General features: G+C 49.0%; 23 protein-coding genes and 2 other annotated features. All 23 genes read right to left on the bottom strand.

Going from position 1 to position 19,932, the window contains the following annotated elements:
• Positions 1 to 23: 23 nt before the first annotated feature.
• Positions 24 to 632 (bottom strand): class I SAM-dependent methyltransferase, encoded by a 609-nt coding sequence (locus tag K6T23_RS00725; protein ID WP_238283398.1) that lies wholly within the window; start codon positions 630 to 632, stop codon positions 24 to 26.
• 128 nt (positions 633 to 760) lie between these two features.
• Positions 761 to 1,120: a 50S ribosomal protein L7/L12 gene (rplL, locus tag K6T23_RS00720; RefSeq protein WP_048007601.1), complete on the bottom strand. Its 360-nt coding sequence runs from the start codon at positions 1,118 to 1,120 to the stop codon at positions 761 to 763.
• A 58-nt stretch (positions 1,121 to 1,178) separates the two neighbouring features.
• Entirely contained in the window at positions 1,179 to 1,679 is a 501-nt protein-coding gene (gene rplJ / locus K6T23_RS00715; protein WP_056541782.1) for a 50S ribosomal protein L10, read from the bottom strand.
• 42 nt (positions 1,680 to 1,721) lie between these two features.
• Positions 1,722 to 1,864 (bottom strand) — a sequence feature (ribosomal protein L10 leader region).
• 52 nt (positions 1,865 to 1,916) lie between these two features.
• Entirely contained in the window at positions 1,917 to 2,615 is a 699-nt protein-coding gene (rplA, locus tag K6T23_RS00710) for a 50S ribosomal protein L1 (RefSeq protein WP_048007599.1), read from the bottom strand.
• Positions 2,616 to 2,737: 122 nt separating this feature from the next.
• Entirely contained in the window at positions 2,738 to 3,163 is a 426-nt protein-coding gene (gene rplK, locus K6T23_RS00705; RefSeq protein WP_048007598.1) for a 50S ribosomal protein L11, read from the bottom strand.
• 174 nt (positions 3,164 to 3,337) lie between these two features.
• On the bottom strand, positions 3,338 to 3,871 hold the full coding sequence (gene nusG / locus K6T23_RS00700; RefSeq protein ID WP_048007597.1) for a transcription termination/antitermination protein NusG: 534 nt from the start codon (positions 3,869 to 3,871) through the stop codon (positions 3,338 to 3,340).
• A 171-nt stretch (positions 3,872 to 4,042) separates the two neighbouring features.
• A complete protein-coding gene (gene secE / locus K6T23_RS00695) occupies positions 4,043 to 4,222 on the bottom strand; it encodes a preprotein translocase subunit SecE (protein ID WP_053429958.1) in 180 nt (59 codons plus the stop codon).
• Positions 4,223 to 4,270: 48 nt separating this feature from the next.
• The gene (gene rpmG, locus K6T23_RS00690; RefSeq protein ID WP_079513658.1) at positions 4,271 to 4,417 is read right to left on the bottom strand and encodes a 50S ribosomal protein L33; all 147 of its coding nucleotides are present in this window, start codon (positions 4,415 to 4,417) and stop codon (positions 4,271 to 4,273) included.
• 81 nt (positions 4,418 to 4,498) lie between these two features.
• Positions 4,499 to 5,104 carry an RNA polymerase sporulation sigma factor SigH gene (gene sigH / locus K6T23_RS00685; protein WP_370294868.1) on the bottom strand — a complete coding sequence of 202 codons (606 nt, stop codon included), beginning with the start codon at positions 5,102 to 5,104 and terminating at the stop codon, positions 4,499 to 4,501.
• Between the two features lie 116 nt (positions 5,105 to 5,220).
• On the bottom strand, positions 5,221 to 5,730 hold the full coding sequence (locus tag K6T23_RS00680; protein ID WP_048007594.1) for an NYN domain-containing protein: 510 nt from the start codon (positions 5,728 to 5,730) through the stop codon (positions 5,221 to 5,223).
• Between the two features lie 2 nt (positions 5,731 to 5,732).
• The gene (rlmB, locus tag K6T23_RS00675) at positions 5,733 to 6,482 is read right to left on the bottom strand and encodes a 23S rRNA (guanosine(2251)-2'-O)-methyltransferase RlmB (protein ID WP_238283397.1); all 750 of its coding nucleotides are present in this window, start codon (positions 6,480 to 6,482) and stop codon (positions 5,733 to 5,735) included.
• Entirely contained in the window at positions 6,479 to 6,898 is a 420-nt protein-coding gene (locus K6T23_RS00670; RefSeq protein WP_218247760.1) for a Mini-ribonuclease 3, read from the bottom strand. Before K6T23_RS00670 ends, rlmB begins: the two co-directional genes overlap by 4 nt.
• Positions 6,899 to 6,900: 2 nt before the next feature.
• Positions 6,901 to 8,301, bottom strand: a complete 1,401-nt coding sequence (gene cysS / locus K6T23_RS00665) for a cysteine--tRNA ligase (protein ID WP_238283396.1) — start codon at positions 8,299 to 8,301, stop codon at positions 6,901 to 6,903.
• Positions 8,298 to 8,948, bottom strand: a complete 651-nt coding sequence (gene cysE, locus K6T23_RS00660) for a serine O-acetyltransferase (protein ID WP_053429962.1) — start codon at positions 8,946 to 8,948, stop codon at positions 8,298 to 8,300. Before cysE ends, cysS begins: the two co-directional genes overlap by 4 nt.
• A 49-nt stretch (positions 8,949 to 8,997) precedes the next feature.
• Positions 8,998 to 9,214: a binding site (T-box leader), on the bottom strand.
• Positions 9,215 to 9,258: 44 nt separating this feature from the next.
• Positions 9,259 to 10,716, bottom strand: coding sequence for a glutamate--tRNA ligase (gene gltX / locus K6T23_RS00655; RefSeq protein WP_238283395.1), 1,458 nt, complete (start codon positions 10,714 to 10,716; stop codon positions 9,259 to 9,261).
• A gap of 66 nt (positions 10,717 to 10,782) precedes the next feature.
• Positions 10,783 to 11,259, bottom strand: a complete 477-nt coding sequence (gene ispF / locus K6T23_RS00650; protein WP_238283394.1) for a 2-C-methyl-D-erythritol 2,4-cyclodiphosphate synthase — start codon at positions 11,257 to 11,259, stop codon at positions 10,783 to 10,785.
• Positions 11,252 to 11,950 carry a 2-C-methyl-D-erythritol 4-phosphate cytidylyltransferase gene (gene ispD, locus K6T23_RS00645; protein WP_056541770.1) on the bottom strand — a complete coding sequence of 233 codons (699 nt, stop codon included), beginning with the start codon at positions 11,948 to 11,950 and terminating at the stop codon, positions 11,252 to 11,254. Before ispD ends, ispF begins: the two co-directional genes overlap by 8 nt.
• Positions 11,951 to 12,017: 67 nt before the next feature.
• Complete coding sequence (locus K6T23_RS00640) at positions 12,018 to 13,106, bottom strand: PIN/TRAM domain-containing protein (protein WP_238283393.1); 1,089 nt, start codon at positions 13,104 to 13,106, stop codon at positions 12,018 to 12,020.
• 186 nt (positions 13,107 to 13,292) lie between these two features.
• Positions 13,293 to 14,366: a DNA integrity scanning diadenylate cyclase DisA gene (gene disA, locus K6T23_RS00635; protein ID WP_048007585.1), complete on the bottom strand. Its 1,074-nt coding sequence runs from the start codon at positions 14,364 to 14,366 to the stop codon at positions 13,293 to 13,295.
• Positions 14,367 to 14,370: 4 nt separating this feature from the next.
• A complete protein-coding gene (gene radA, locus K6T23_RS00630) occupies positions 14,371 to 15,741 on the bottom strand; it encodes a DNA repair protein RadA (RefSeq protein ID WP_048007584.1) in 1,371 nt (456 codons plus the stop codon).
• A gap of 124 nt (positions 15,742 to 15,865) precedes the next feature.
• Entirely contained in the window at positions 15,866 to 18,310 is a 2,445-nt protein-coding gene (gene clpC / locus K6T23_RS00625) for an ATP-dependent protease ATP-binding subunit ClpC (RefSeq protein ID WP_056541764.1), read from the bottom strand.
• On the bottom strand, positions 18,307 to 19,392 hold the full coding sequence (locus tag K6T23_RS00620; RefSeq protein ID WP_079513655.1) for a protein-arginine kinase McsB: 1,086 nt from the start codon (positions 19,390 to 19,392) through the stop codon (positions 18,307 to 18,309). The genes clpC and K6T23_RS00620 overlap by 4 nt, the downstream gene beginning before the upstream one ends.
• A complete protein-coding gene (locus K6T23_RS00615) occupies positions 19,389 to 19,931 on the bottom strand; it encodes a protein-arginine kinase activator protein McsA (RefSeq protein ID WP_053429969.1) in 543 nt (180 codons plus the stop codon). The genes K6T23_RS00620 and K6T23_RS00615 overlap by 4 nt, the downstream gene beginning before the upstream one ends.
• Between the last annotated feature and the right edge of the window lies 1 nt (position 19,932).

Below are 19,932 nucleotides of genomic sequence, written 5' to 3'. Positions count from 1 at the left end.
GTTATCATAGCAGAAATGCTACGTCAACGAATTTCTTTCACAGACCTCAGGATGTAATACCCCTTCTTCTTCACGACCACTTCCACATTGGAAAATAACTCTTCCAATTTCTCCATGGCCGATGGCGCACCCTGCTTCTTCTGAATCACGACCCATAGCTCGCCATTTTCCGCCAGATGCTCTGCACTTTCTGTGAAAATCGCATGAACCGTTTCTTTACCTGCCCTGATCGGGGGATTGGTCAAGATCGCAGAGAACTTCTTCTCTTCTACTTGGGCCAATCGATCACTTCGGTAGATTTCCACATTTCCGATTCCGTTGGCCTTGGCATTTTCAGATGCAAGAGAAAGCGCCCTTTCATTTACATCGATCATATGGATTATCCGTTCAGGGAACTCTTTTGCCAGAGACAGCCCGATCGGACCATAGCCGCACCCCACATCAAGGACAGGACCTTCTACTTCGGACGGTTCGAATGCATCGATCAGCACGCGTGAGCCGAAATCGACTTCTTTCTTCGAAAAGACACCATGGTCGGTTTTGAACCGGAATGAGTGACCGCGAAGATCGAAGGTGAAGTGCTGGGGATCACTCCCGACTTCAGGATTTTGTGAATAATAGTGGTTTGTCACTGAAATCATCTCCTCTGATCTGCCTGACATATCGGGTCATGCAGGAATCCACCTGAGAGCACACGCCACACAGGTAAAAGCAAGAAAAAAGCCCGCCATGATAGCGAGCTTTTCTTCTATAAGTTGAATTACTTAACTTCTACGCCAGCTCCAACTTCTTCAAGTTTAGCTTTAAGTTCTTCAGCTTCCTCTTTAGAAATACCTTCTTTAAGTGGTTTTGGAGTGTTATCAACAACTTCTTTCGCTTCTTTAAGGCCAAGACCTGTGATTTCGCGAACGACTTTGATGACTTTGATTTTTTGAGCTCCAGCGCTCTCAAGGATAACGTCGAATTCAGTTTTCTCAGCAGCAGCTTCTCCGCCACCAGCAGCTACAGCTACAGGTGCAGCAGCAGTTACTCCGAATTCTTCTTCGATTGCTTTAACTAGGTCGTTTAGTTCAAGAACTGACATTTCTTTGATCGCGTCAATGATTTGCTCTTTACTCATTTTATATTTCCTCCTTGTTATGGTTCGTTATTGGTTTGGTCAAACGGCTTGCTTTAACTTACGCGCCTTGCTCTTCTTTTTGATCGGCAACGGCTTTTGTAGCCAACGCGAAGTTGCGCATTGGTGCTTGAAGCACGCTGAGTAGCATAGAAAGAAGTCCTTCGCGGCTTGGAAGTTCAGCGATTGCTTTAACATCCTCAACGGAAGTGATTTGACCTTCGATGACACCCGCTTTGATTTCAAGGTTTTCGTGATCTTTCGCGAAAGCGTTAAGGATCTTGGCAGGAGCTACAACTTCTTCCGTGCTGAACGCGATTGCGTTTGGACCAGTTAGGAATTCGTTAAGACCTTCAAGACCTGCTTCAGCAGCTGCACGACGTGTCATTGAGTTCTTGTACACTTTGAAGTCGATTCCAGCTTCGCGAAGTTGTTTACGAAGTTCAGTTACTTCGGAAACGTTAAGTCCACGATAGTCAACAATGATTGTTGACACACTGTTTTTAAGTTTGTCAGAGATTTCTCCGACGATGTGTTGCTTTTGCTCTAGAATGCTGCTCATCATTACACCTCCTGTAGATTTACTGATGAACATTCATACCGTCATCCAATAAAAGATGCCCTTGCATCGGGTAGACACAAGGGCATTGCAAACACGCCGGAAGCATGTATTTTATCGCAATTACCTCGGTAGGGGATTAAGCCGTTGAAGGCTCCTACTGTCTACGGTACAAATGTATTCATTTTTCACAACAGGACTAATTATAACCATTAGCCTGCGGCAAGTCAATGCCAAATATTACTTAACAGCGAAAGTTGAAGGATCGACTTTAACGCCAGGTCCCATTGTAGAAGTTACGGAAACGTTCTTCACGTAAGTTCCTTTTGCTGCAGCAGGTTTAGCTTTAAGCATTGTGTCATACATCGTAGCAAAGTTTTCAACAAGCTTTTCGTTGTCGAAAGATACTTTACCAACCGGTACGTGTACGTTACCAGCTTTGTCAGCACGGTACTCAACTTTACCAGCTTTGATTTCGTTGACAGCTTTTTCAACGTCGAATGTAACAGTTCCAGTTTTAGGGTTTGGCATAAGGCCTTTTGGTCCCAATACGCGACCAAGCTTACCAACTTCACCCATCATGTCTGGAGTTGCAACGATTACGTCGAACTCGAACCAACCTTGGTTGATTTTGTTGATAAGGTCTGCATCACCTACGAAGTCAGCGCCAGCAGCTTCTGCTTCTTTTGCTTTTTCGCCTTTAGCGAATACAAGAACCTTTTGAGTTTTACCAGTACCGTGTGGAAGCACGACTGCTCCACGGATCTGCTGGTCGTTTTTACGAGTATCTACACCTAAGCGGAACGCTACTTCAACAGTCGCGTCAAACTTAGCGAAGTTTGTTTTCTTAACTAGTTCGATTGCTTCTTCAACTGAATAAGCAGTAGTACGATCTACTAGCTTTTGAGCTTCAAGAAACTTCTTGCCTTTTTTAGCCATTTTGAATATCCTCCTCATTGTGGTTTTAGCGGAATAACCTCCCACGAAATAAGGTTGCGAGAGTGAAACGTACATTTCATCATCGCAACCTCAGTCAACAGGAATCTGTTCGGTAGCAGGGATTAGTCTTCGATGACGATTCCCATGCTGCGTGCAGTTCCTTCTACCATGCGCATAGCTGATTCAACGCTAGCTGCATTCAGGTCAGGCATTTTTGATTCAGCAATTTCACGTACTTTATCGCGTTTAAGTGTTGCCACTTTTTTGCTGTTCGGTTCGCCTGAACCAGACTCGATACCAGCTGCTTTCTTAAGCAATACAGCAGCAGGTGGAGTTTTAGTGATGAATGTAAATGAACGGTCTTCAAAAACCGTGATTTCAACAGGAATGATTAAGCCAGCTTGATCGGCTGTGCGAGCATTGAATTCCTTACAGAATCCCATGATGTTAACACCTGCTTGACCTAGTGCAGGACCAACTGGTGGAGCTGGATTAGCTTTACCGGCAGGAATCTGCAATTTAACCATTTTGATAACTTTTTTAGCCACGAGACACACCTCCTTAAGTCCGTGATGTGGTTATTGGGTTGTACACCCTCCCACTCATGTAAAAAATGTCTTTATCAACATAAAGAACGTCTATTAGGTTCAGTGGCTCTCGTCGAGACGCACTGACTTATGAAATAGTATCATTTTTTCAGAGTGATTTCAAGTTCTTTTCCATTATAATTTATCGACTTGAGAGAAATCAAGTTCAACCGGCGTATCGCGGCCAAACATATTGACGTGAACTTTGAGCTTCGTTTTGGAAGAATCGATCTCTTCGATCGTCCCGGTGAAGTTTGCGAATGGACCTTCGTTGACCTTGACTGTTTCACCAAGCTCGTAGTCCACTTCCACTTTCTTCTCGCTCATGCCCATCTGTTTCAACAGATTGGTCACTTCTTCCGGAAGAAGCGCTGTCGGCTTGGAGCCGGATCCCGATGAACCGACGAAGCCGGTCACACCCGGAGTATTCCGCACGACATACCATGAATCATCCGTCATGACGATCTCGACGATGACATAGCCTGGGAATACCTTCTTTTTGATTACTTTTTTCTTGCCGTTCTTGATGTCTGTCTCTTCCTCTTCAGGCACGATGACACGGAAGATCTTATCTTGCATCCCCATGGTTTCTACGCGCTTTTCCAGGTTGGCTTTGACTTTGTTCTCATATCCTGAATACGTGTGGACCACATACCAATTCTTTTCCATATGTTAGGACTCTCCAGTCCGTCCCTCCTCGCTTTGTAAGAATACACTTCCATCATCTCTTTCAGACAATGTAAAAAACCCGTAAAAGATAACGGGCTCAAAGGTCAGTACTCTATTATCGTCCATTATACCATGCTTTGACGGTATATATACAGGTAAATCTCTGTTTCTTTATTTTGAATCGATGAGGACTCGCATGAGTTCTGATATACCAAGGTCGATCACCGTGAAGAACAGGGCAAATACGACAACGGTCGTGATAACCGTGATGGTATAGCGCGTAAGCTCTTTGCGGGACGGCCAGCTAACCTTCCTCATTTCCGATGCTACGTTGCGAAAGAATTTAAACATCCGTTAGTAACCTCCAACTAGTATCAATGCTGTAGAGTTCCGTCCCCATCATTTTGTTTCCTTGTGAAGGGTGTGGGAATTGCACGTATTACAGAACTTCTTTAATTCTAATCGAACGGACTGATTCTGCTTGCCGGGAACGCTGTAGTTCCGCGATCCGCAAACGGTACAGGCCAGTATTAATTTCTTTGTCATCCTATCACCCGGTCCGGACCCTGTTCGGTCCATATTAAGTCCTATCAAAAATAACACGGTCACCAAATTGTGTCAATACGGTTACATGGTTATTTCCCGGACTTCCAAGTAGCGTTCAAGCTTCCGCTTCACGCGCTGCAATGCGTTGTCGATGGACTTCACATGGCGGTTCAACTCTTCTGAGATTTCCTGGTAGGATTGCCCGTCAAGATACAATGCGAGCACCTTCCGTTCAAGATCACTCAGGAGCTCGGCCATCTTATCTTCCATATTATCGAATTCTTCACGGTTGATGATGAGAGCTTCAGGATCCATGACTTTCGCACCTGAGATGACATCGAGCAGCGTTCTGTCCGATTCGTCATCATAAATCGGCTTGTCCAATGACACGTAGGAATTGAGCGGTATGTGTTTCTGTCTAGTGGCTGTCTTAATGGCTGTTATGATCTGTCGGGTGATGCACAGTTCCGCAAACGCCTTGAAAGAGGTTAGCTTGTCCTCCCTGTAGTCGCGGATGGCCTTATAAAGGCCGATCATCCCCTCCTGCACGATATCTTCTTTATCTGCACCGATCAGGAAGTAGGAACGTGCTTTCGCCCTTACGAAATTGCGATATTTCTTAATCAAATAATCCAGCGCTTCGCTATGACCCTGATGAACCGCTTCTATGATTGCTTCGTCATCCATTGTCACCAATTTCTCGTCAAATGCTTCTGTCCTGGTGATATTGCTCACAGACATCCCCCCGCGCGTAGCAATAGATAGAAATATTATACATGACAGAAAATTCAATCGTCAACCGGTCATCGTTCTCCGCGCCGCCATTTCTCAAAGATTTCAGCGACTTCATTCGACAACGGTATCTTCGTAGGGGGCTTTCGGTCTGTCGAATTTCGTACTTTTTTTTCGATTTTCTTTTCGATGGCATTTACTTCGTTCAGAAGTTCCCTGGCCGATTTCCGCAGGGCTCCCTGACCGAATATCGCCCACTGCTCCGTGAAGTCAGACGTCGCTACATGGATCTGCGTCTTGATGTTGTTGAGCTCGATGGCAAGTTTCTCGATCCGCTCATCTGCCGTCTCATTCTCTTTGGTGAAAATCACTTCCACCTTATAGTTGTTGTATTTCCTTGCGATTCCCTGCACGTAATAGGCGTCAAAAATGACGATCACCCGATAGCCGGTATACCCTTGGTATTCAGCCATCTGTTCCACCAGGCGGTCCCTGGCAGCCGACAAGTCCTTCTTCTTCAGCTCGTTCAGCTCGTGCCAGGCACCGATGATGTTATATCCGTCCACTAGGAGAATGTCCATGGCTATTCTCCCAGCGGGTGGCGGGTGCGGTAAACCTCATACATTAAAATACTGGCTGCCACCGAGGCATTCAATGATGTCACATGTCCGACCATCGGCAGTTGAACAAGGAAGTCGCATTTATCCCTCAGGATCCTGCTCATCCCCTTGCCTTCGCTCCCGATGATCAAACCGATGGGAAGCGTACCGTCGAGCCTGCGGTAGTCCTGACTGCCCTTGGCATCCGTACCGGCGATCCATACACCGCGGTCCTTCAGTTCCTCGACTGCACGTGACAGGTTGGTGACCCGTGCCACGGGGATATGTTCAATGGCCCCGGTGGACGCTTTGGCCACCGTCGACGTCAAACCGACTGCGCGTCGCTTCGGAATGATGATCCCGTGTGCACCTGAAGCATCGGCGGTCCGCATGATGGAACCGAGGTTATGTGGATCTTCAAGCTCGTCCAAGATCAGAAAGAAAGGATCCTCCCCCTTTTCCTGTGCCTTGTTGAAGAGATCATCGATTTCTGCATACTGATAAGCTGCAACCGATGCAACGACACCCTGATGATTCTCGGGGACCATTTGTTCAATTTTCTTCTTCGGTACGAACTGGACCAGGATATTGGAGTCCTTCGCCAGACCGATGACCTGCTGCATCGATCCCTTCTGCGACCCCTCCTGGATCCAAATCTTGTTGATATCCCGCCCCGACTTCAACGCTTCAATGACGGGGTTACGTCCTCCAATAAAATCTAATTCGTTACTCATGCTCTTTCCTCCTTTCCTTTTTGTTCAAAGATCAACGTGATCAATTCCTCCAGCCGCTCGATGCGATTCTGAAGGAAAAGAAATCCGAGCAGCGCTTCAAAAGCGGTACTATGCTTATACGTCTGCACATCTGTATTCTTGGGGGTGGTGCCGGATTTCGCATTCCTTCCCCGTTTGACGACCAGGACCTCCTCTTCAGAGAGGAGCTCTTCCTCGAACATCCACTTGAGGATCGCCGCCTGTGATTTTGCCGACACATAGCTTGTGGCGGCCCGGTGGAGCTGATTGGGCTTGACCCTTCCTTTGGTGAGGAGGAGCTGCCGCACATACGTTTCATACACGGCATCCCCCATATAGGCCAAGGCCAGCGGATTCATTTGTTTCGCATCGATGTGTTCATTCGTTTCGTACAGCATCCTCAACCTCTTTTCCAGCGTGTGCCTTGAGGAGTGTCTTCGAGGATGATATTCCGCGCTTTCAACGTATCACGGATTTCATCTGCCAATTGGAAATCACGGTCTTTACGTGCCTGAAGCCGCTTCTCGATCAGCTCATCGATCTCTTCATCTACAAGTTCTTCACTGGCAGCAAGGGAGAGCCCGAGTACGCCGAAGAACTCTTGGAACTGGGCAAGGAATGAATCAATGACGGCTGTCGAGGTGTTCTTTTCCATGAGGTAATAGTTCGCCTGCCGGGAAAGTTCAAACAGGGAGGAGATCCCATTCGCCGTATTGAAGTCATCGTCCATCGCTTCGATGAATTGGTCTTTGAGAGCCGCGACCTTGCTGAACCATTCCTGATCGTGATCTGCAAGATTGGCGCTCGTTTCCTTGCGATGCTGGAGATTATCATACGAGGTGCGGATACGGTCAAGGGCCGTCTTCGCGTTCTCCAGCAACTCCAGATTATAGTTGATCGGATGGCGGTAATGGACCGACAGCATGAAGAAACGCAGCACTTGTGGATCGTGTTCCTTGATGATGTCGTGAACCAATACAAAGTTCCCCAATGACTTCGACATTTTTTCGTTATCGATATTGATATATCCGTTATGAAGCCAGTATTTCGCGAAAGGCTTTCCGGTCAGGGCCTCTGATTGGGCAATCTCATTTTCGTGATGGGGGAATGTAAGATCCTGTCCGCCTGCGTGAATATCGATCGTATCCCCGAGGTAGCGCTTCGCCATGGCCGAGCACTCGATATGCCAGCCCGGACGCCCATGTCCCCAAGGGCTCTCCCAGGAGATTTCCCCTTCTTTCGCTGATTTCCACAGGACGAAGTCGAGTTCGTCTTCTTTTTTATCGCCCACGTCGATACGCGCTCCGACTTTCAGCTCATCGACGGACTGATGGGACAGCTTCCCGTATCCGTCAAACTTCCTTGTGCGGTAGTATACATCTCCTTGGGATTCATAGGCGAACCCTTTATCAACAAGCGCCGAGATGAATTCAATGATGGTATCGATGTTATCCGTCACGGTCGGATGGATATCGGCTTTCTGGCATCCGAGAGCCCCGGTGTCTTCAAAGTATGCATCGATGAAGCGCTTGGCGATCGTCGGTACCTCTTCACCAAGCTCGTTGGCCGCCTTGATGAGCTTATCGTCGACATCAGTGAAGTTTGAGACGAATTTCACATCATAGTCCCGATACTCCAAGTAGCGGCGTACTGTATCGAATACGATGGCCGGCCGGGCATTCCCGATGTGGATGTAGTTGTAGACCGTTGGTCCGCACACGTACATCTTGACCTTCCCTTCTTCAAGGGGCTTGAATTCTTCCTTCTGTCTAGTAAGTGTATTATATAAACGGATCGTCAAGACGATCGACTCCTTCCATGTTCCTCTTGTAATAGACTCCTGAGTTCTTCGATTTCTGATTGCAGCTGTTTGATGCGGTCGTTGATCGGATCCGGCAGGTCACAGTGGTTCAGGTCCTTCTGGATCTTCACCCCGTCCTGTATCACGACTTTCCCCGGGATGCCCACGACAGTGGAGTTCGGTGGGACATCCTTCAAGACGACCGATCCTGCCCCTACTTTAGAATTTTCCCCAACTACGATGGAACCTAATACTTTTGCTCCTGTCGCAATAAGGGCATTGTCTCTTATCGTAGGGTGCCGCTTCCCTTTCTCTTTACCCGTACCCCCGAGTGTGACGCCTTGGAAAAGGGTGACGTTGTCCCCGATCTCACACGTCTCTCCGATGACCACACCCATCCCGTGGTCGATGAAGAAACGGCGTCCGATTTTCGCACCAGGGTGGATCTCCACTCCGGTGAAGAAGCGGCTGATCTGAGAAATCACACGGGCGAGGAAAAAGAATCTCCGTTTGAAAAATGCGTGGGCGACCCTGTGGGCCCAGATGGCATGCAGTCCCGAGTACGTAAGGACCACTTCGAAATAATTCCTCGCGGCCGGATCCTGATCGAACACGACATCGATGTCTTCTTTGAATGTCTTGAACATTCCATCCCCCTCCTTTCATTCGCTCAATAAAAAAACGCCCCTGTCAAATGACAGAGACGCTGTAGGCAAGCGCGGTTCCACTCTGATTGGGATCACTCCCCAACTCGGATCCTGTTAACGGTGGAAGCCGCCATCACCTACTTATATGTTCAGCAACGGACTCAGAGGTGCATTTCAGGAACGGAGGGGCTCAGACCACTTTCAGCCGGTGATGGTCCTCTCTAATCAGCTTCCGTATCCCTACTTCTCCTCTTCAACGCGATTTATCCAATTCGTGATACTCTTACTATATTACATTCCCTGCGAAATGTTAACCTAAAAGTCCTTGAAGGCGAAGTTTCACTTTATCTTTCCCCAACAACTCGATGGCATTCGGAAGTTCCGGACCGTGTGTCTGACCGGTAACGGCCACGCGGATCGGCATGAATAGCTTCTTGCCTTTGTGTCCCGTCGACTTCTGGACATTTTTGATGGATTTTTTGATTTCTGCCGCTTCGTAGTTCTCAAGTGCTTCGATCTCCTCAAGGAATGCACGGAGCACTTCAGGAACCTCTTCCTCGTCCAATACGGCTTTTGCTTCTGCGTCGTATTCCAGATCATCCTTGAAGAACATTTCTGAAAGCTCGACGATTTCAGCCCCGAAGCTCATTTGCTCTTGATATAGACCTACCACGCGACGCACCCACTCATGCTCTTCTGCAGTCGGGTTCCCGCTGATCTTGCCTGCTTTGATCAGATGCGGTTCAGCAAGGGCCACCACCTGGTCAAGGTCGAGGGCTTTCATATACTGGTTGTTCATCCACGTCAGCTTCTGATTATCGAACAGGGCAGACGATGTGGAAAGGCGCTCAGGGTCAAAAATCTTGATGAATTCTTCCCTTGAGAACAACTCGTCTTCCCCTTTTGGCGACCAGCCTAGAAGGGCGATGAAGTTGAAGAGCGCTTCCGGCAGATAGCCGAGGGCCTCATACTGCTCGATGAATTGGATGATACTTTCATCACGCTTACTCAGCTTCTTGCGGCTTTCATTCACGATCAGGGTCATATGACCAAATACCGGCGGCTGCCAGCCGAGAGCGTCAAAGACCATGAGCTGCTTCGGTGTATTGGAGATATGATCTTCTCCGCGGAGCACATGGGAAATCTTCATAAGGTAATCATCGACTGCCACGGCAAAGTTATACGTCGGTGTACCGTCTTTCTTCGCGATGACAAAATCACCGATACCGTCAGATTCGAATGATACTTCGTCTTTTACGATATCGTTGAAAGAAAATACGCGGCCTTCAGGCACACGGAAACGGATGCTCGGCTGGCGCCCTTCCGCAGCAAGCTTCTCCTGCTCTTCCGCTGTCAGGTTGCGGCATTTACCGGAGTAGCGAGGCATCTGACCGGATGCGCTTTGCGCTTCCCTTTCAGCTTCCAGCTCTTCTTCGGTACAGTAGCATTTATAAGCTTTTCCGCTTTCAAGTAGCTCATTCAAATACTGTTCGTAAATATGGTTCCGCTCGGATTGACGATATGGGCCGTATTCGCCTTCCTTATCTACACTTTCATCCCAGTCGATCCCAAGCCACTGAAGATACTTAAGCTGGCTTTCTTCTCCGCCTTCAATGTTCCGCTTCTTATCCGTATCCTCGATGCGGATGATGAATTTCCCGCCCACACTGCGGGCATATAGATAGTTGAATAGGGCCGTACGGGCATTCCCGATATGTAAATGACCCGTTGGACTCGGGGCATAGCGTACGCGTACTTCGTTTGACATATTCGTTCCTCCTCAATGATTCTGCTTGTATTAGTTTACCACCGTTCGAAAACGGAATAAAGGGTCTTACTTTTGCTTCACCAGAACCGTCGTCTGAGCGGCGATCCCTTCTCCGCGACCGGTGAAACCAAGTTTTTCGGATGTTGTGGCTTTTACATTCACCTGGGATGGATCCGCTTCGAGGAGCTCGGCGATCCTTGCTCTCATCTCATCGATATACGGGGCCATCTTCGGCTTTTGGGCGATGACGGTGCAATCGATATTCCCCAGTTCATAGCCTTCCTCTTTGACCATTGCCCATACGTGTTGAAGCAACTTGGCCGAGTCTGCGTCCTTGAACTCTTCGTCCGTATCCGGGAAATGCTTCCCGATGTCACCGGCAGCAATGGCACCGAGGCAGGCATCCGCCACGGCATGGAGAAGGACGTCGGCATCAGAATGCCCCAGAAGCCCTTTCTCATATGGGATCGTGATGCCGCCCATGATCAATGGACGATCCTCCACTAGTTGATGCACATCGAAGCCTTGTCCGATTCTAAACATGATGTTTTCCTCCTTCTGTTCTCTTCTTCAATATCGCCTCGGCAAAAAACATATCCTCCGGCGTTGTCAATTTGATATTGTCATAATCACTTTCCACGATGGACACGTCTTCCCCCAGACGCTCCACAAGTGAAGCGTCATCGGTGCCTAGGAACCCTTCCTCCATTGCTGCATCGTGGGCTTTTTTTAAAGATGAAACGCGAAAAGCCTGTGGGGTCTGCACCATCCACAAGCTTGAGCGCTCGATCGTTTCTTCGACTTTCCCATCCATGACTTTCTTGATGGTATCCTTCACCGGAACCGCGGCAATCGCCCCGCCTGTCTCCCCGGCCCGCTCAGCGAGCTCGTGGATGACCGACCGGGAAATGAACGGCCTGGCACCATCATGAACGAGTACGACTTCATGATCGACCTCAAGCAATGCCTGATACACGCTATCCTGTCTTTCTTTCCCCCCGTCGACGAGACGGATATCCTTGCCGATATCATGACGATCGATCAGAGCTTCGAACTCTTCCCGTTCATCGGGATGGATAGCAACAAAGATCCCCTGGCACAGGGGATCCCGGTCGAACACTTGAAGGGTATGGACAATGATGGGTGCCCCGTCCAACTCAAGAAGCAGCTTATTCCGATCCGCTTTCATCCTTTTGCCCCTTCCGGCAGCCGGGATGACCACTTGATACTCCATATGATTAACTCCTTTGACTTCCTCTAGTATTCATCCATTATACCTTACCGGGTCAAAGGAGTCAGGCTTAGAGCGCTTTTTCCAATTGTTTTGGCTTTGCAAAGATCATCCGCCCCGCGGAGGTCTGCAGCACCGAAGTGACTAGGACATCGATATATTTGCCGATGTAATTGCGCCCTTCCTCCACAACGATCATCGTTCCGTCATCGAGGTAGGCAATGCCCTGATTATGCTCTTTACCATCTTTGATCACCTGTACCTTCAGTTCTTCACCAGGAAGGACGACAGGCTTAACGGCGTTGGCCAGGTCATTGATATTCAATACTTGTACCCCTTGAAGGTCGCATACCTTATTCAGGTTGAAATCATTGGTCACAACGATTCCGTTCGTGAGTTTCGCAAGCTTCACAAGCTTCGAATCCACCTCTTGGATCTCTTCGAAGTCGCCCTCGTAGATCTGGACCTCAACCGGCAATTCCTTTTGGATGCGGTTCAAAATATCAAGTCCTCGACGTCCGCGATTCCGCTTCAATACGTCGGATGAATCCGCGATATGCTGGAGCTCTTCGAGGACAAACTGAGGAATGACGACGATGCCTTCGAGGAATCCCGTTTGACAGATGTCTGCAATACGTCCGTCGATGATCACGCTTGTATCGAGAATCTTGAGGGTCTTCACGGCGTTCTCCTCATCATCCTCGTCGGAATCTTTCTTCTTAGAACGAGAATTGCCGAAGAGACCTACCATTTCATCCCGCTTCTTGAAGCCGACCTGGAAACCAAGATACCCAAGCAGCAAGGTCAAGAGCACCGGTACGACCGCATTCAAAATCGGGAATTCAAGCTGATTGACGGCAATTCCCAACAGGTACGCAACGATCAATCCGATAATCAGACCAAGACTTCCAAAGAGCAAATCCGTCACCGGGGCCTTTACCAAACTATCTTCAAACCATTTGACAAAGTTCACCACATACTCGACTGCCCAGAACGAAATAATATAAAAAATAATGGCACCTAATATAGCAGTCATATATGCATTATTGATTAATGAAATATCCGCCATGTTGATGACCGACAATAACTCCGGAATCAATAGGATCCCTAGTGTACCACCTACGATAAGGAAGCATGCCTGAACGATTCTTTTTAACATACCTTCACCTCCTCCTATCCATTATAAACAATTTATGATTTTTAAAACGTGAGATTCTTGACTAATTTTCTTCAATTTCACAAACGATGATAGAGGCCCTCATGAAAAGGCTAACACTCGGGGATTACACTGTCAATTTTTTGGAAACAGGGCATATTTCCCTTTTATCAAACCGGGACTTGGGTGCTATAATTGCCGGTCAGCGAACGTTTGTTCTTTTATGAGTTTGAGACCTTCTTTAATCTTGCGCGCCCTCACTTCCCCGATCCCTTCCACTTCATCAAGGTCTTCGACCGTCGCTTTCACGATATGATGAAGAGCATCATACTCGTTGATCACGTTCTCGATGATGACAATCGGCAGGCGCGGGATCTTGTTCAATACACGGTATCCGCGCGGGAACATCGCCTCGTCGTGGTGGGGATAGCCCTGATAACCCAGAAGCTTCAGGAGCACATTGTCTTCAAGGACTTCTGAGCGCACAAGCTCCTGGAACTTGTATAGAAGCTCGAATGCTTTCACGTTGCGGTCCATGGCGTAATCCCGGAAGATCAACATGGCCTCGCTCTCGATGTCTGAAAGCAGTTCATTCATCTGCAGGCGGATCAGTCTTCCCTCCGTGCCGAGTTCACTCAGATACGTCAGAAGCTCATTTTTGATCCTGAGGACCATTTCGAATCGATGGAGAACCTGGAGCAGATCGCTCTGGGTCACCAATTCTTCGAACTCCAAAACCGATAGATTGGAGATGCTCTGATCGAGGACGACTTTGTATTTCTCCAATGTCTGTACAGCCTGATTGGCTTTGGTCAGGATGACGGAAATGTCCTTCAGGGCGTATCGGAAATTGCCCTGGTACAGGGTGATGACGTTCCGGCGCTGCGAGATGGCAATGACAAGGGCATTCGTCTGCCTTGCCACCCTTTCTGCCGTACGATGCCTCATCCCTGTCTCTGTAGAAGGAACATACACATCGGGGGCAAGCTGGGCATTGGCCAGGATGATCTTCGTCCCGGATTCGTTCAGGACGATCGCCCCGTCCATTTTCGCCAGCTCATACAGATAGCTCGGTGAAAATGGACAATTGATATGAAAGCCTCCGTCCAGAACGGACTTGACCTTGTCATTGTATCCGACGACGATAAGTCCGCCGGTATTGGCCCGGAGCACATTATCGATCCCATCCCGGATAGGCGCACCGGGCGCAACGAATTGTAAAATATCCGATATGGATTTATCCTTTGCCTTTTTATCTTCCATTTTGTTATCCTCCTAAAATCATACCCAACGCTTGGTGGATATCGGATACACCGACCACTTCGATGCCGCCCGGTGCCTGCCATCCCCCGATATTGTTCTGCGGGATGATGACCCGCTGGAAGCCGAGCTTCGCCGCTTCCTGCACCCTCTGCTCAATCCGTGAAACGCGCCGGATCTCCCCGGTCAGTCCCACTTCCCCGATGATGCAATCCTGTGCGCGTGAAGCTTTGTCCCGGAAGCTTGAAGCAATGCTCGCCGCCACGGCCAAATCGATAGCCGGCTCATCTAGCTTCACTCCGCCTGCGACCTTGAGGTAGGCATCCTGTTGCTGAAGGAGCATCCCTGCCCGCTTCTCAAGCACTGCCATGATGAGGGAGACCCTGCTATGGTCGATTCCTGTTGCCATACGTCTCGGATTATTGAAGCTCGTCGGAGTGACAAGGGCTTGAATTTCCACAAGCACCGGCCTTGTTCCTTCCATGGATGCAACAACCGTCGACCCGGCAGATCCCTGTGAACGTTCTTCGAGGAAGATCTCTGAAGGATTGGCGACTTCTTCAAGACCCAGCTCCTTCATTTCAAAGATTCCCATTTCATTCGTAGAACCGAAACGGTTTTTCACCGCCCTCAAGATCCTGTAAGAATGGTGGCGCTCCCCTTCAAAATAGAGAACGGTATCCACCATATGCTCCAGTAGACGGGGACCGGCGATGGATCCTTCCTTGGTTACATGTCCGACGATGAAAATGGCAATTCCTTTCGTCTTACCGATCCGCATCAATTCAGCCGTACATTCCCGGACCTGTGATACGCTCCCGGGTGCCGAAGTGACCTCCGGATGATAAATGGTTTGAATGGAGTCGATGATGACAAAGTCGGGTGAAAGCTGATCGATGGTCTGGTGGATCGACTGCAGGTTGGTTTCTGCATATATGTATAGGTCATCAGCTGTGATATTCAGCCGGTCCGCACGCAGTTTGGTCTGCTTGATGGACTCTTCACCTGATATATAAAGGACTTTTTGCTTTTGTTCAGCAAGCTGTGAAGATACTTGCAGCAGCAGGGTGGATTTCCCTATCCCCGGGTCTCCCCCTATCAACACAAGCGATCCCGGCACCACTCCTCCTCCAAGTACCCGGTTGAGTTCTTTGGAATCAGTAAGGACACGGGGCTCCTGCATCGTTTCGATGGATGTCAGTTTTTCAGCCTTCGATGGCCCTTCGCTGTGTTGGAATGCACCACGGGGCTGCTTCCCCGTAATGGCCACTTCTTCCACCATCGTGTTCCACTCATTACACCCGGGACATTTCCCCATCCATTTTGCTGATTCATACCCGCAGGATGAACATACGAATTTTGTCTTCTTTTTTGCCAAAACGATCCTACTCCTCTTCCTAGTCTTATTACTATACCGAGAGTGCCCCGGCTATACATACCTCTCACTTCTTATGGAAAAAAAGAGGCACAGGTTCATGACCGTGTACCTCTTCCTTTTCACATCAAGGAGTTGAATTGGTTGCTTCTTCTTTCAATTTGACGACGAACTCTTCCCCTTCGACATCGATGAGGATGTCTTGACCCGTCAAGACCTTCCCTCTCAGGAGCTCTTCAGAAAGTTTATCTTCGACATATTTCTGAATGGCCCTGCGGAGCGGTCTTGCACCGTATTCAGGATCGAATCCTTCATCCGCGATCTTCTCCTTGGCAGCCGCAGAAAGTTCAAGATGGATATCCTGCTCTTTGAGGCGCTTCGTGAGTTGATTGGACATTAGGGTGACAATCTCTTTCAGGTGGTCTTTCTCCAATGAGTGGAAGACGATGATTTCATCGATACGGTTCAGGAATTCAGGGCGGAAGGCACGTTTCAGTTCCTCCATCACTTTCCCTTTCATATCTTTGTAATCCTGCTTCCCATCCTGGATATTGAAGCCCATATGCTTATTGGCTTTAAGGGACTGTGCACCGACGTTCGATGTCATGATCAGAACCGTGTTCCTGAAGTCGACAGTCCTTCCTTTGGAATCAGTCAAACGACCATCTTCCAAGACTTGCAGAAGGATATTGAAGACATCGGGATGTGCTTTTTCGATTTCATCGAGGAGCACGACGGAATATGGTTTGCGACGGACTTTCTCAGTCAGCTGACCGCCTTCCTCGTACCCGACATATCCCGGAGGAGATCCGACGAGACGGGAGGTGGAATGCTTCTCCATGTACTCCGACATATCGATCCGGATCATCGCTTCTTCATCACCGAACATGGATTCTGCGAGAGCCCTAGCCAATTCGGTTTTACCGACACCGGTAGGACCGAGGAAGATGAATGAACCGATAGGACGCTTCGGATCCTTCAGCCCTGCACGGGCACGGCGTACCGCTTTCGATACAGCGACAACTGCTTCGGATTGCCCGATGACACGGGAGTGCAGGATCTCTTCCAATTTCAAGAGACGATCTGTTTCTGTTTGAGCAAGCTTGGATACAGGTACTCCTGTCCAGTTGGACACGACCTTCGCGATATCTTCCACTGTGACTTCGGTATTTTCCTGCCCCTGCTTTTCTTTCCATGTATTCTTCGTTTCTTCCAGCTCTTCACGAAGCTTCTGCTCGGAATCGCGTAGGGAAGCGGCTTTTTCAAACTCCTGGCTCTGAACCGCAGCATCCTTCTCTTTGCGGATCTCTTCCAGCTTCGCTTCAAGCTCCTTCAGGTTCGGTGGAGTCGTATATGAGCGGAGTCGGACCTTCGAACCGGCTTCATCGATCAAATCGATTGCCTTATCCGGAAGGAATCGGTCTGAGATATAGCGGTCAGAGAGTTTCACAGCGGCATCGATGGCAGCATCCGTGATGGATACGCGGTGATGCGCTTCATAGCGGTCACGAAGACCTTTAAGGATCTGGATGGACTCATCTGCAGTCGGCTCATTTACCTGGATCGGCTGGAACCGGCGCTCTAGGGCTGCATCCTTCTCAATGTACTTCCGATATTCATCAAGGGTCGTCGCCCCGATACATTGCAGTTCTCCACGTGCAAGGGAAGGTTTGAGGATGTTGGAAGCATCGATTGCCCCTTCAGCCCCTCCTGCCCCGATCAGCGTGTGAAGCTCATCGATGAAGAGGATGATATTGCCTGCCTGACGGATCTCATCCATCACTTTCTTCAGGCGGTCCTCGAACTCACCGCGGTATTTCGTTCCGGCAACGACCGTACCCATATCAAGGGTCATGACACGCTTATCACGGAGGATCTCCGGTACTTCATTCGCGATGATCTGCTGGGCAAGGCCTTCAGCAATCGCCGTCTTACCCACACCCGGTTCACCGATAAGGACCGGATTGTTCTTCGTACGGCGGCTTAGCACTTCGATGACACGCTGGATTTCCTTGCTTCGTCCGATGACCGGATCAAGGCTTCCTTCACGGGCAATGGCCGTCAAGTCACGCGCAAGACTATCAAGTGTCGGCGTATTGGCATTCGCACTGCCGCCTCCTTGGTGTCCGCCAGAATCGTTGTTGCCGAGGAGCTGGAGAACCTGCTGCCTTGCTTTGTTCAAGCTTACGCCAAGGTTTCCGAGTACCCGTGCTGCCACGCCTTCCCCTTCACGGATCAGACCGAGAAGGATATGCTCTGTCCCTACGTAAGAGTGACCGAGCTTCCTTGCTTCATCCATGGAAAGTTCGATGACTTTCTTCGCGCGGGGTGTATAGTGGATCGTCTGGGACTTTTCCGTTCCTTTTCCGATCAGACCCTCCACTTCCTTCTGGATCTTCTCAGGGCTTAGTCCAAGGGCAGTCAGTGCCTTGGCTGCAATCCCCTCTCCTTCACGAACAAGGCCAAGCAGGATATGTTCAGTGCCGATGTTATTATGGGCTAGTCGGATGGCTTCTTCCTGGGCTAATGCCAATACTTTTTGAGCTCTTTCTGTAAATCGACCAAACATCATGATTCTTCCTCCTCACATGTATCTTTATCCAATCTAATTCGCTCCCTGATCAAGGAAGACCTTCTTATGTCCCGTTCATTCGGTCGCAATGGACCTCCGGAATATTGTTGTAAAAAACCCGGTTGGGTCAAAATCATCAATTCATTCAAAATATTTTTGGAGAGACTGTGGATCATGCCCAGATCGATGCCCAGACGAACATCGGACAGGCATTTGGCCGCTTCCTTCGATTCAATGATGCGGCTATGCTCCAGCACCCCCAGCGATCTGAAGACCCTATCTTCTAATTGTATGTTGGAGGTCTGAACTAATGCCTCCCTCGCCGTCAGTTCCTTGGCAATGATCTGATTCACCACGCTGATGAGATCTTCCACGATATCCCCTTCCGACTTACCTAGGGTCGTCTGGTTGGAGATTTGAAAGATATTCCCCAGTGCTTCACTGCCTTCGCCGTAGATACCCCTCACGACGAGCCCAAGCTGGTTGATCGCCGGTATGATCCGGTTCATCTGCTGGGTGAGGACCAAGCCCGGAAGATGTACCATGACCGATGCCCTGAGTCCCGTTCCTACATTCGTAGGACAGGTGGTCAGATACCCGTGCTTCTCGTCGAATGCAAAGTCCAGTTCGCTCTCAAACCAATCATCGAGCTCATTGGCACGGGAGAGTGCCTGCTTCAGTTGAAGACCTGGATACAGACACTGTATCCGGATATGATCCTCTTCATTTACCATTATGCTTATATCTTCATCTGGTGATAGAAGGACGGCCCCGACATTCTTATCTTCTGCCAGATTCGGACTGATCAGGTGTTTCTCCATCAATACCCTTTTTTCCAACGGCTGAATCTCACTCGTAGGTAAAAATTCGAGTTCCCCCAGCTCTTTTGGAAAAGAAGACATTTTCTCTTTCACCCGTTCTACGATCTGCCCTGCTTCCTCAGGTGAATATAGGGTTGAAAAACGGAAGTCCGTCAGATTCCGTGCCAAACGCACCCGGGAACTCAGGACAATATCCGATTGGGGACCTTCTTCATTCATCCACGAACTGACGGTATTGCTTAAAAATCGCTCCAGACTCATTCTGCACCTCCCCCTTCCTGCTTCATCTCACGTTCAAGGGAACGAATGCGATCTCTCGTTTCAGCTGCTCTCTCAAACTCTTCCTCTTCGATGAGGGCCTGAAGTTCCGTTCTCAACTTCTTGATCTGCTTCTTGATCTGGATGGTACCGCCCATTCGTTCCGGTACCTTTCCATGATGCTCCATATTCCCGCTGTGCACCCTCTTCAGAATCGGATCGAGTTCGCTATTGAATGTCTTATAACACTCCGAACATCCAAACCGGCCGATGCTCGTAAACTGTTGGAATGTCAATTTGCACTTCGGACACTGGAGAACTTCCTTTTTCGGCGCTTCCTGCTCCTGTGCCTGCTTGAAGCCGGGGGTGATATTCAATAAACCGGCCAACAGATTATTCACCGTGAAGGCTGCCGAATTCTCGAACATCGTTCCTTTATCCTGAGCACACTGCTCACATAGATGGACCTCGGTCTTCTCTCCGTTCACAACCTTCGTGAAATGAAGGGTTGCCGGATTCTCCTTGCACTCCTGACACATCATT

Origin of the sequence: Rossellomorea marisflavi (assembly GCF_022170785.1) — a bacterium.
GTDB classification, from domain to species: domain Bacteria; phylum Bacillota; class Bacilli; order Bacillales; family Bacillaceae_B; genus Rossellomorea; species Rossellomorea marisflavi_B.
This window is presented reverse-complemented; position numbering and strand designations above follow the sequence as displayed.